Below are 12,637 nucleotides of genomic sequence, written 5' to 3' on the forward strand. Positions count from 1 at the left end.
ATCCTCCCTCCTAGTTTTGATTCATGTAATCGTCGTAATATTTTTGCATAATCTCAAGATTCTGCTTCAGGCCTGCCTTCTCGCTTTCCTTGATATACGCGTCCCATTCGGCTTCCACGCCGCCCTTGGTGACCCATTTGGCAAAGCTGGATTCCGCCAGATTCATTACGTTCGTATTGTTCAGGCTCATGGCGTTATTGTCCATGGTGGAATACTTGATGAACATGCCGGGGAACACGTCTTTATCAGGATCCACGTCCAAGGCCGCCTCCAGCGGCTCCGATTGACCCAGCACCTCCTGCATATCGGTGCCAAGCGTCAGCTTTAAGGTATCGGGAATATAAAATGCGCCGTTGTCCGCCATCGTCGAGGTCCATTTCCACGTGCCCGGATCCATCTTGGCATCGGCCGGAGGCAGAACGGCATATGTACCGTCTCCGTTATCTTTAATGTTCGGTCCGAGGGATCCGAACAGCACCTGCATGCCCACCTCGGGCGCATAAAGCTCGTTGATGAATTTCATGGCCGCTTCTTTGTTCTTGGTCTTGGAGGACATGACGATATGGTTGGTGCCATAATTCAGGGAGTAATGATCGTAGCTCCAGGACAGCTTCCCTGCATAATCTGCCGACACCTTCATCGGCGGCATGGAAGCATACTGCGGTGCCAGCTGCTCGCCGAAGCGGTCGGACGCCACCCATCCCCAAGTAAAGCCGACCTTGGCCGTATCCCCTTCCCCACGCGCGATGGATTGAAATTTCGTATAATCATGCGTGAACACTTCCGGGTTGATCAGACCCGCCTTGTACAATTTATTCAGAAATGCCACCATCGTTTTGTACCGTTCATCCGTCAGGAAGTTCTTCACCTGACCATCTTCCACGAAATAACCTTGTCCGCTGCCGTCCGTCAGCGTAATGCCCATGCTGCCCAGGAGCACCGCGGGGTTAAAATATCCGCCGATGCCTCCCGGCCAATCCATCGGAATCTCGTCATTCGGATCGCCGTTGCCGTTGGCATCCTTCTCTTTGAAAGCCACCAGGACTTCATACAGCTCATCCCATGTGGTCGGCATGCTCAGACCGAGGTGATCCAGCCACTGCTGGTTAATGAACTGCCTGCTGGCGGTAGCGGGCCAGAACCGCTGATATTTCGGGAGACCGTAGATTTTGCCGTCCGACTGCGTGGCGATTATTTTCGTATCCGGTTTTTCATTAAACATGTTCTGTACGTTGGGCGCCTGCTCCAGCATGCCGGATAGATCCTGGAACAAACCCTGGAATTGCGCAAAGTCTGCATCCGTAATGACGTTCGGCCCGATGAACAGATCCGGAATATCGCCGCTGGCCAGCATCGTCCCTTTCTTCTGTCCCCAATCCGCGGTAATCTCCTGCCATTCGATGTCCACGCCCGCCGTCTCCTCAACCTTTTGCAGCCACTCCATTTCGGCCAGCGGCTTCGTGAGCGGGTGCTTGGTAATGATAGCGGTAAGCTTTACTTTGCTGCCGGTTTGGTCTCCGGGAGTCTCCGCCGAGTCGTTCTGGCCGCCTCCGGCCCCGCTGCAGCCTGTTAACAACATGGTCGTCATGGCGACAAGCGAGATGAAAACGTTTACCCTTTTCTTCATTCCATTACCTCCTGGTTTCGTTTGTTGGTCTGGTCCATGGGGGTATACGGCCTTGAGTCGGCCTTGCCTTGGGACAGTTTTCACTCTAAATGAAGGCGGCGAGCACCGTAAACGGACAGTTTTTCAGGCATCCTCATTTTTTGAAGGCGCCTATCATCCCATAAATGTAAACGCATCCATTACAAGCCGGCGCATGGAATTCAAATTTTGTATATGTTCAAAAATTGAAACATCTTAGCCTGTAAAACAACTGCCTAGGAATAGCTTCTAAGCAAGCAGGTTTATAAAAGACCGCTGTAATCGGCCTTGTCATCGGCATCAGCGGTCTTTCGTTTTAAGCTTTATGCGTATTTCGATATTGCCCCGGCGTCGTGCCCACCATTTTTTTGAAGGATCGGATAAAACTCGAGGTATTGGTGTACCCGACCTGTTGGGAGATGGCTTCGAGCGTCTCCTCGCTGTCCCGCAGAAGCTGAATGGATTTCTGAATTCGAAGCTGATCGATATGCTCTTTGAAATTTTGCCCCATCGTTTTTTTGAAGTGATGGCTGAAGTTGGAGACCGACATATCAAAATAATCGGCCATCATCTGCAGCGAACAGTTCGGATCCATCCCTTTCTCCGCAATCAGGGACAGGATCTCATCCTGGGTTGCCGCCCGGGAAACGGGGAGGGTTTCCTTGATCATATCGCACAGCTTGGCATAGCTTTCCCTTATGATCCCGATCATCTGTTCCAGCGTATAACGATGGTTAAAAGCCGCATCCGTAAGTCGCAGCAGGCTCTGATCGTCATGACGGAACCGCTGGAGGCCGTTGAAGATGACGGTAACGGTATTGAGATACACGCTCTGAATCATATGTGGCGGCAGGCTGTCATTGCTTAGGTAACCGATCATTCTCTCTGCTAGAGAGGCCAGCATGGCTGCATCATTCTTGAGGATTGCAAGCTCGAGGGATTGCAGGATTTCGGCATAATAGGAGACAGCTCCGGTCTGGGGAATCCCAATGTTATCAAAGACCAGCACGGCGTCGGTCTTTCGGATGCGCAGAAACTCCGCCGTCCGGAGTGCCTGCAGATAAGAGAGATGGAGGTCCTGCGGAGACGGGGCTTCGCCAGGCTTGCCGATGCCGATCACCGTTCGCCGGCCCGTGTGCTCCAATATTTCATCCTGCATCCGTTCCAGGCAGGATGTGAGCGGGACATTCTCCGCATGGGAGCACACCAGAATCAATTCCTGCGGATAGATGCTTTTAAAGAAATAACCTTGGATATCCTCCGGCAGCCGTCCTTCATAGCACCGGCAGTAATCCAGTATCTTCTCCATCTCTGCTCCATCCGCTTCGCAGCATAGTACGGCAACCGAGAAGTAATCATACTGAAACCGGAGGCCGACCTTTCTTGCTTCCCGTTCGAAATCATCCCAGCCTGCAAGATGCCCGCTCACCAGTTCAAACAGCAGGTTATCCCGCATAATCGGCAACGATCCCTTCACATGCTCGTCAAGCTTGCTGTTGGCCAGCGAAAGCTCCTCCAGCGTATATTTGATCGTATCGATCTCGTTCATGGGCTTCCGGTCCCGCGGTTCGAAGACTTGAACGGCAAGATCAACCAGACGGCGAATCGGCTGATAGTTGTTCCGGATCGATATATAGATGATAAACACTTCAAGCAGCAGGATCAGGCCGACCAGGATGGCCGTATTCAACTGAATTGTCCGAATGCCCTGAAGGGATGAGGATACCGGCAGCAGGCTCACGTATTTCCATCCATTCTTGTCCGAAACCGAGGACGATACCAAATAATCCGATCCGCTGATCGCATAAATGCCCGAAGAGGAAGATGTCTCATCCCCTATGCCCTGCACAAGCTTCCTGAAGTCATCGGAGGATTGGTATGACGTATCATGGGAAGATACCAATCGCCTTCCCTGGCCGTCAAACACAAAAAAATCGCCGCTATAGGTTTCCGAGACGGACTTCATCATCCGGACGATCGTATCTTCCCTTACCATGATCATGACGGCTCCGGGGGAATTCGTGCCTCCTACCGGCAGCGGTTGCACGAAGGTCAGCATTCGAACCCGGTTATTGCCGGGCACAATCACGTTCTCAACCGGCCTGACGATGGGAGACTCGAGATCATTCAAGGTCTGGATCATATCTTCGCCGGCCCAGTTTTCATAGTAGTAACCGACGCCCGGAATGGACAGATCGTCCAAACTGTATGCGCTTCCAGTTTTGGAAAACAAATAACCGATGTTCTTTACATACAGCAAGGTGTTGTAAATAAATGCATCGGTTGCATTGTATTTTTTCATCTCATTGGCAATGAGGACACGCTGGTAGTCGCTTTCCTCGGCCTTGTACATCTTGAATTCCCGATTCTGCACCAGCTCGAACGGCAAATTGTATACATACCGGGTAAACGTATCCATCGATGTCATGAACTGCTCCGTAATATGCGCATTCCAGTCCATTTCCTTCTCTTTCACAACGTCCGCCGAATAGGGATAGTAATAACACAGGATGACGATCACGGGAAACATCAGCACGAGCAAATAGGAAATCAACAATTTGGTCAGCAGGTTAATCTTATGGATTCGCAAACGGCAACCACCTCCCTATCACTTCATTCCCATTTTCGAAAATGTTATCTATAAGAATACGAAATTTTCAAAAAAAAGAAAACTCATTTCCGCTGTATACGCGTCGGAAATGAGTTTTCTGATATCATACCATTTTGGCGGCAGCGGGAACGTCAGGAGGATTGTTCCACTCCCCATTTTTCGGCCCACTTCTCCATCTCCTTCAAAGAATCCAGGAAGTCCATCCCCTTCTCGGTCAATGAATACTCCACGGAGACCGGAACGGTAGGGAATACCTCGCGTCTCACAATGCCGCTGCTTTCCAAATGGCGCAGGACATCCGTCAAGGATTGCGTCTTGATGATCGCTGCATCCCGGTGAAGCTGATTAAACCGTTTCGGTCCTTGGGCTAATTGCGCGATGACAAGGAACGCCCATTTGGCTCCAAGAATTTGCAGCACCGAGCAAATATGATTGAACGCTGGCTTTTCCTGAAACTCTTCTTTAACCGGCTCCATTGCCTCACCCCATCACTAACTAATCGTAAGTTAGTCAAAATGACTGGATAATATCCAAATACTTTGCCTTCTTACATCATATATGCGTGCTGCTTATAATACAAACACAAAGAGATTTCATGCTTTACTATCCGAAACGGCATGTGCTAGCCATGATCCGATTGAGGGTATCAATCTCCCAACGGAAAGGATAATGGATATGAATCGATATACGATATATTTATTGGCGCTCGGTGTTTTTCTTACCGCTACCTCGGAACTGGTCGTCTCGGGTATTCTGTACGCGATTGCTGACGATCTTCATATTTCCTTGGCTTTTGCCGGCCAGCTGATTACCGCCTATTCGCTTGCTTTTGCGATCGGAACACCGATTTTGGTCTCGCTTACCGCTCGAATCAATCGAAAAAAGGTGCTGCTCGGCTCGCTTCTGCTATTCATTGCCGGCAGTCTTGTTTCTTTTTTTAGCACCGAGGTATGGATGCTCATGGCTTCCCGTGTCATTCTTGGCGTAAGCTCAGGCGTCTATCTCGTTGCCGCAATGGGTACCGCAGCCAAAATGGTGCCACCGGAAACGTTAGGCCGTGCGATCGGCACCATCGTGCTGGGTTTCAGCAGCGCCATGGTGCTGGGCGTTCCGATCGGCATATGGATCACGAATCTGCTGAACTGGCAATCCATTTTTCTGCTGCTGGCTCTGCTCAGTCTGTTGGTCGCTTTTGTCCTTATCAGGCTCCTGCCGGATGTTCAAGGGGATGCCCCCGTTCCCTTCCGCCAGCAATTCAAAGTGCTGGGGAGTCTCGTGATCGTCAGCGCCCTGCTGCTTACGTTCTTCCGGGAATCCGGCAATTCGGTACTATTCACGTATGTGACGGCGTTTATCCAGGATATTTTTCGCATCGCGCCGTCCGGCATCAGCATCATTATGCTCGGCTTTGGCCTATTGGGAGCCATCGGCTCCAGGCTCGGCGGTTATGGTGTCGACCGTTTTGGGGCAGGGAAGGTGATTGTCCTCAGCACGTTCGTTCATATTGCGGTATTTGCGCTGCTTCCGCTGCTCGCCGGTCAATCGGTCATTGGACTTTCGCTGATGGGAGTCATGGTGATGTCCATGTTTGCGGCGGGCCCGGCGGTCCAGAGCTATTTTATCCAGCGGGCACCGGGTTCTTCCAATCTGGTTCTCAGTTTAAACACCTCCATTGTCCATCTGGGGTTAGCCGCAGGAGCGGGTGCAGGAGGCTTCATGGTTAATACGTCATCCACGCTTCAATACCATCCATGGCTCGGGGGAGTCGTGCTCGCGCTTGGCTTGGTGGCAGGACTCGTCAGCTTCTCGGCCGGACGGAAGTCGCCGGTTTCCATCCCGAAATCGGCCTGACCTCGCCTGCTCCACCCTATGAGTGTTTAGCGCAAGCCGCCCTGTCAACGGGCGGCTTGCATCCTGCTGATTGTTAAAAATGGGCTCACGGATGTTTGCCCATGGGCATAACGTGTGTTATGGGTCAACGCCTATTACATGATGAAGGGCAGGAGTCACAGTGGCAGTCTCTTATATGGATTTCACCTCACCGTCCGTTCGGTTTACTTACGATATGAGCAATAACCCGTTTTTCAAAAAAGATAGTCAAAATTACATTAATTCTCTCTCCGTAAAAGAATTGAACACGCTCGGCAACGCTTCCTTGCTGGATATATATCTCAGTACCGGAAACGTAGTGGAGCCTCATATCCATCAAAATGCATCGGAGCTGGTATATGTCGTTTCCGGCTCAGCCATCGTTTCCCTTGTCAATCCGTTTACGAAAGAGCTGCTGAACTTCACGGTAACGCCCGGTCAAGTTGCGCTCGTGCCCCAAGGCTGGTGGCATTATGAAATGGCGACGGTTGACAATACGCATCTGATCGCGGTCTTTGACGCGCCGGTGCCTGAATTCATTGGAGGTTCGGATCTCTTGAGATTGACGCCGGCCAGCGTGTTTGCTCACACCTACTGCCTGGATGAAGCCAAAGTCAAAGAGACCTTGGCACCGATTACCGACACGGTTGTTATCGGGCCGCCAAAAAACTGCCCGCAGCAAGGGCAAGTGCAAGGACAGATGAAACATCAGCCTCACGCGTCTCATCTTAATCAGCACTATTATCATCAAGGAGCGCCTGGCCATCGAGATTATGAGCTCCTTCAGCAGCAACAGCAACAGCAGTTCCAGCAACAGCAGCAGTTGTTCCAGCAGCATTTCAATGCGCAGGATCAAACGCAGCATGGAACGTATGCTGCTGAACCGCAGCGCACACCAACTCAAGCACAAGAGCAGTTCCGTTCGCAACAGCAATTACAAGAACAACAGCGTCAGCAGTTCATTCAGCAACAGCAGCAGCTGCCATTCCTGCAGCGCCAGCTAATAGGAAATGGCTGGGATAAATTCTGATTAGCCCTTCGGTGATGGAGGGTCATCCATTGAAATACGCAGCATCATGATTCGTCATAATGCTGCGTATTTCTTTTTAATATGGAATTATATGATTTAGGAAGACCGGATGCTCCCGTTATTCTCAGCTTCCGGCTGGGGTACGGCATGATTGCAGAAGCCGCCATACAAGAGGATGTGGCAGAGGGGAAGCTGCATGCACGACCTATTCCGTCCTGGGTGCCTGAACGTCAGATTTATGCGGTTCGACACCGCAATAAGCTGATCAGTCCGGCACTGCGCATGTTGTGGAGAAATCTTTTGGACAATTTTGCATGACAGCTGCCCGATTAGATTCAAGACAGGTTTCCGATTTGATCCGGCTGTATTTCGTATTCTCCGAAAAACGGTTAGAATAGTAAGATACGGCATCTTTTCGAATGCCAATGTAAATCGAAGGAGGATCCATATTCATGAGCGTTGATTATAAAGCGTATTTCGCTGAACACCGCGAAACCCATCTGAATGAATTGAAGGAATGGTTGTCCATTCCGAGCATTTCGGCCTTGTCCGAGCACAAAGGCGATGTCGCCAAGGCTGCCGAGTGGCTCGCAGGCAAGCTGACCGAAGCGGGACTTGAGCATGTGGAGGTTCACCAGACGGCCGGGCACCCGATTATTACGGCAGACTACCTGCATGCCGAAGGCAAGCCGACCGTGCTCGTCTACGGCCACTATGACGTTCAGCCCGTTGATCCGCTTCATCTGTGGGAAACGCCGCCGTTCGAGCCGGCTGTCCGCAACGGCAAATTGTACGCGCGCGGAGCAACGGACGACAAAGGCCAGCTCTTCCTGCATGTCAAAGCCGTTGAAGCCATTTTGAAGCAAGAAAAGGAGCTTCCGGTCAACATCAAATTCTGCATTGAAGGCGAAGAAGAGGTATCCAGCCCCAACCTGCCGCTCTATCTTGACAACAACAAGGACAAGCTGGCGGCAGATGCCATCGTGATCTCGGATACATCCCTGCTCGCGCCTGGCAAACCGGCCATTTCCACGGGCCTTCGCGGGTTGTGCTCCCTGGAATTGTCCCTGGAAACAGCCAACACCGATCTTCATTCCGGTACATACGGCGGCGGCGTGCCGAACGCCCTGCACGCAATGGTGTCCTTGCTCTCCTCGCTCCATGACGAGCAGGGCCGCGTCGCGGTTGATGGCTTTTATGACGGCGTACTCGAACTGTCGCCCGAAATGCGCGAGGAATTTGCCAAGCAGGAGTTCGACGAGGATAAGCTGAAGCGGGACCTCGGCCTTGATTCCTTGTACGGCGAAGAAGGCTTCTCCTTCGTTGAACGCGTGGGAGCGCGTCCTACCCTTGAGCTGAACGGCGTATACGGCGGGTTCCAGGGAGAAGGCAGCAAAACGGTCATTCCGAAGGAAGCCCATGCGAAAATCACCTGCCGCTTGGTCGCCGATCAGGATCCGCAGGCTGTTCTTGACGCGATCGAGAAGCATCTGCATGCCCACACCCCGGTTGGCGCCAAGATCACCTTCCAGCCGAAGGAAAAGGCATTCGCCTTCAATATCGATCCGTCCCATCCGATGCTGCAAAAAGCTGCAGATGCCTTCGAGAACGTGTACGGCACACGTGCACTGTTCACGAAAGACGGAGGATCGATTCCGATCGTGGAGAAGCTGTCCAGCACGCTGAACGCCCCTGCCGTCATGATGGGCTTCGGCTTGCCGGACGAGAATCTGCATGCGCCGAACGAGCATTTTAATTTGGAGAATTTCGATAAGGGCTTGCTGACGATCGTAGAATATTTGAAGCTGGTATAACGGTGACGCCAACAGTCCGAAAGTAACATAGTAACATCCTAAATAAGAACGCGTATGGCGGGATAATTGAATCCTTTCCAATACGCGTTCTTTTGCTTTTATGAGAGCCACTTGCGATTCATAATCCGGTTATTGGCGTGGGAGCCACTTGACATTCATAAGCCGGTTATTGGCGTTGGAGCATCGATTTACCGACGGAAAGCGGCCAGGACGTGTTTACACGACTAAACACCTGCAGATCCCCAATCAGACGGTGCCATATTAAATGGTTGCCGGTCCTATGTATGCGGTGGTTTCCCTACCAGCAGGCAGCTCTTCACCACAACATGTGGTTTCCACACCTAACAGGTGTCTTCATCCCATCACATGCGGTTTCCACGGCAAACAAGCGCCGTAATCCCCATTCCCATCGGACTACAGATCCGTTATTTACCACAAATCAGGCCATTCTCTAAGTGTAACGGACACCAGTTCCGTTATTTAACCCTTTCGCCGCCAAAAAACGGACTTTTTATGCAAATAACGGACCTCATGTCCGCAAGTATCAAAGTTTAGCTCTTATCAGAGCAAATAACGTATCCTGTGTCCGCTAAAGCCCGAAGTATACAATATGGTGGACAGCCGTTACATGTCTCGGACCACGTACCGTGCGAACAGGGTGCAGGGCGCCGATATACTTAAATAAGCATGTTTGTCATCGGTTCGGACAACCGATTCGCACTTACTGCCTCGCGCCATGTTGCCGAAGCCATAGAAGTGAAATTGGGCGAAGAAACTATGTTTTTGCGCGTATCAGCGCATATGCATGAATAACGGTGGGGATGTTAATACAAGTGGAAATCGGGTATTTAAGAAGATAACTTCTCTACAAAGCATAAGGAGGGAACGTATGAGAGCAGTCACATTTCAAGGCGCCAAAGACATTCAGGTCAAACACGTAGAGGATCCATCCATTCGGACCCAGGATGATATTATCGTCCGCATCACTTCTACAGCCATTTGCGGTTCCGATCTTCATATATACCTAGGGGCTATGCCCGCGGCTAAAGATTTCGTGATCGGCCACGAGCCCATGGGGATCGTAGAAGAGGTCGGTGCCAACGTAACCCGCGTGAAAAAAGGCGACCGCGTCGTTCTTCCGTTCAATGTTTCTTGCGGTCACTGCTACTATTGCAATCATGATATGGAGAGTCAATGCGACAATTCCAATGGCAACCCGGATGTCCATGCCGGAGGGTACTTGGGTTACACCGAACGCTACGGAAGCTACCCCGGCGGACAAGCTGAATATTTGCGCGTGCCCTACGGGAACTTTATGCCGTTTGTCATACCGGAGTCGTGCGAGCTGGAGGATGAGGCGCTTCTGTTCTTGTCCGACGTTCTCCCTACCGCCTATTGGAGCGTGGAGAATGCCGGCGTAAAACCGGGCGATACCGTAACGGTGCTGGGCTGCGGGCCGATTGGCCTGATGACCCAGAAATTCGCCTGGATGAAAGGCGCAAAGCGGGTGATCGCCGTGGACCGTCTACCTTACCGTCTGCAAAAAGCAAAGCGGCTGAACAACGTGGAGATCTACAATTTTGAAGAATATGACGATATGGGCGAGTACATTCGAGAGATCACCAAAGGCGGCACGGATATCGTGATCGACTGCGTCGGCATGGACGGGAAGAAGTCGACGATGGAAGCCATCGGCCAAAAGCTGAAGCTCCAAGGCGGAACGTTGAGCGCGATTGATATCGCCATCCAGGCCGTGCGCAAATTCGGCACCGTCCAGCTGACCGGCGTATACGGTTCGCTGTACAATATGTTCCCGCTCGGCCATATCTTTGAACGGAACATTACCCTTACCATGGGGCAGGCCCCCGTTATTCATTACATGCCGGAGCTGTTCAAGAAGATCACCGCCGGCGAATTTGATCCGACGGAGATTATCTCCCACCGGCTTCCTCTGGAACAGGCAAGCGATGCCTATCGGATATTCAGCGATCACGAGGACGAATGCACCAAGGTCGTTCTAAAGCCGTAGCATAATTTCACAGAAAAAAGATAACCAAGCATTCCCTGTCACATCCTTTATCTTGGATAGGAGATGCTTGGTTTTTTGTGTCCCGGTTCATGGAATTTAGGGAGTGAGCCTAAAATTTCGCAGGGTGCGTGTTAGACGCTTCGACATATCCTCACCCGTCTCAAGGGGTGCGTAGTCAACGGCAACCACATTTACCGGGTAGGCTGTCTATTCACTCGCTTTTCTGGGATTCACCCGGATGATCGTCCCGCACGGATCCGATATCCAGTAGCCCCGCGAGTTCTCGTAAACCTCCACCTCATCCCTGCGGTCCACTCTGTGCTCTCTCAAATATCGGGCAGCCTCCTCCGGATCCTCCGTATTGACCTCGAGCCAAACATCCTGCTGCGAATAGTTGAGCATGCAATCCAGCCATAAGGTATTCGGGCCGTGCTGAAAAGCATGCGACCCGTCCCTGAAGCCCAAATATGGCAGCCTTAAAACCTCTTTGTAAAAAAACACGGTCTCCTCATACTTGTGCTTCGGAATTTTAATGGCAATATTATTTCCGCCGATAAACTGAATGTCCGCAGATGTCATGAGTGCAAACCTCCATTGTGGTTTTTTGCCATTGTATCATGCAGCAGCTTGGTTAAATTCTTCCGGATTGCTGTTATTCGCGGCGATTTGGCATAACCTCGGCATTCGTTATATACCAATTGGGCACATGCGTCCGGAATCCATCATACCAATTCAGCACGGTTTGAGCTTGATTCATCATAACCTCCACTTCCTGCTCTCCGAACGGGATGGCCCAATGAATGGAGGAAATCTGATTGCTTGCGATATAAAGCGCCATTAATCTGAAAAATGAATCCGGCACCTCTCGTCCTTGAAAATATCCATGAATACGACCCGAAGCGAACCACGGGCTAATCGCGGCATCCCACGTAATCCGGTTAAACTCCTCCCAAGGATCACCGTAGTCCGCCCGGTTGAAATCAATGATGCCGAGTTCCCCTTCAGGCGTAACCACCATGTTGCCGACATGATAATCCCCATGTTGAAAAGCAACGGGACGCTCTTCTAGCAAATACCGGTGCGCCTCCATAAAACGAACGATGTTCTCAGCGCCGGCAAGCCGGATGCCGCAGCTCTCATAATTTTTTATGTATCGATCCATTTTTGAATTATAGTAAGACGCCCACGTATCCAATCCGCTTTCAGCCGGAATGCCATGCATCCTGTTCAAATATGCGCCGGCCTGAACGCCAAGCCGGTACTGCTCCTCTGAATCCAGCAAAGGAATCGCCTCCCTTGCATCTTCTCCCGGAACCCAGGTGAACAGGGAATACACTTGCCGGCCACCATGACAGACGCCAAAATCTATCGGGCGAGACGTTCGCATTTCGATGGGATCCAGCTTTTTAACCGTTTCAAATTCCCATTTCTTCCTCTCGAACTGAGAGATATCGGATAGCCGGAGGAGCCGCTCCTCGCCTTGCATATCCTGAATATAATATTTACGATCTGCCGACCAGCCCTTGTCAACCGCTTGAATGACAATCCATCCATCAGCCCCCGGGATATCACGAATCGCTTCCTGCATGCCATGCACCTCCTGTATCCAAAATCCTTAATGATCCTTGAGCCTTATTCA

Annotated in this window: 10 protein-coding genes; 5 read left to right on the forward strand and 5 right to left on the reverse strand. The window is 51.3% G+C overall.

Features of this window, described 5'->3' with window-relative positions:
• Nucleotides 1–10: 10 nt before the first annotated feature.
• From MHH82_RS23790 to MHH82_RS23800, 3 genes are all read right to left on the reverse strand, one after another.
• Nucleotides 11–1,627, reverse strand: coding sequence for an ABC transporter substrate-binding protein (locus MHH82_RS23790; protein ID WP_036660121.1), 1,617 nt, complete (start codon nucleotides 1,625–1,627; stop codon nucleotides 11–13).
• Nucleotides 1,628–1,961: 334 nt separating this feature from the next.
• Nucleotides 1,962–4,235, reverse strand: a complete 2,274-nt coding sequence (locus tag MHH82_RS23795) for a helix-turn-helix domain-containing protein (protein WP_036660119.1) — start codon at nucleotides 4,233–4,235, stop codon at nucleotides 1,962–1,964.
• A gap of 152 nt (nucleotides 4,236–4,387) precedes the next feature.
• Complete coding sequence (locus MHH82_RS23800; protein WP_145037135.1) at nucleotides 4,388–4,732, reverse strand: winged helix-turn-helix transcriptional regulator; 345 nt, start codon at nucleotides 4,730–4,732, stop codon at nucleotides 4,388–4,390.
• Nucleotides 4,733–4,931: 199 nt separating this feature from the next.
• Between MHH82_RS23800 and MHH82_RS23805 the strand changes: the two genes are divergently transcribed.
• The 5 genes from MHH82_RS23805 to MHH82_RS23825 all read left to right on the forward strand — a co-directional run bounded on the left by MHH82_RS23805 (nucleotide 4,932) and on the right by MHH82_RS23825 (nucleotide 10,998).
• Entirely contained in the window at nucleotides 4,932–6,107 is a 1,176-nt protein-coding gene (locus MHH82_RS23805) for an MFS transporter (protein ID WP_145038430.1), read from the forward strand.
• A gap of 160 nt (nucleotides 6,108–6,267) precedes the next feature.
• Nucleotides 6,268–7,155 carry a cupin domain-containing protein gene (locus MHH82_RS23810; RefSeq protein WP_145037133.1) on the forward strand — a complete coding sequence of 296 codons (888 nt, stop codon included), beginning with the start codon at nucleotides 6,268–6,270 and terminating at the stop codon, nucleotides 7,153–7,155.
• 147 nt (nucleotides 7,156–7,302) lie between these two features.
• The gene (locus MHH82_RS23815) at nucleotides 7,303–7,473 is read left to right on the forward strand and encodes a LysR substrate-binding domain-containing protein (protein WP_340968072.1); all 171 of its coding nucleotides are present in this window, start codon (nucleotides 7,303–7,305) and stop codon (nucleotides 7,471–7,473) included.
• 134 nt (nucleotides 7,474–7,607) lie between these two features.
• Nucleotides 7,608–8,969 carry a dipeptidase gene (locus tag MHH82_RS23820; protein ID WP_096776125.1) on the forward strand — a complete coding sequence of 454 codons (1,362 nt, stop codon included), beginning with the start codon at nucleotides 7,608–7,610 and terminating at the stop codon, nucleotides 8,967–8,969.
• 889 nt (nucleotides 8,970–9,858) lie between these two features.
• Nucleotides 9,859–10,998 carry a zinc-dependent alcohol dehydrogenase gene (locus MHH82_RS23825; RefSeq protein ID WP_015736787.1) on the forward strand — a complete coding sequence of 380 codons (1,140 nt, stop codon included), beginning with the start codon at nucleotides 9,859–9,861 and terminating at the stop codon, nucleotides 10,996–10,998.
• 207 nt (nucleotides 10,999–11,205) lie between these two features.
• On the opposite strand, the gene MHH82_RS23830 is transcribed toward MHH82_RS23825, so the two are convergent.
• Together MHH82_RS23830 and MHH82_RS23835 are read right to left on the reverse strand one after the other, a co-directional pair.
• The gene (locus MHH82_RS23830) at nucleotides 11,206–11,577 is read right to left on the reverse strand and encodes a glyoxalase/bleomycin resistance/dioxygenase family protein (protein ID WP_015736788.1); all 372 of its coding nucleotides are present in this window, start codon (nucleotides 11,575–11,577) and stop codon (nucleotides 11,206–11,208) included.
• A gap of 73 nt (nucleotides 11,578–11,650) precedes the next feature.
• Entirely contained in the window at nucleotides 11,651–12,586 is a 936-nt protein-coding gene (locus tag MHH82_RS23835; RefSeq protein ID WP_036660105.1) for an aminoglycoside phosphotransferase family protein, read from the reverse strand.
• Nucleotides 12,587–12,637 lie beyond the last annotated feature (51 nt).

It is taken from the genome of Bacillus sp. FSL K6-6540, from assembly GCF_038007545.1.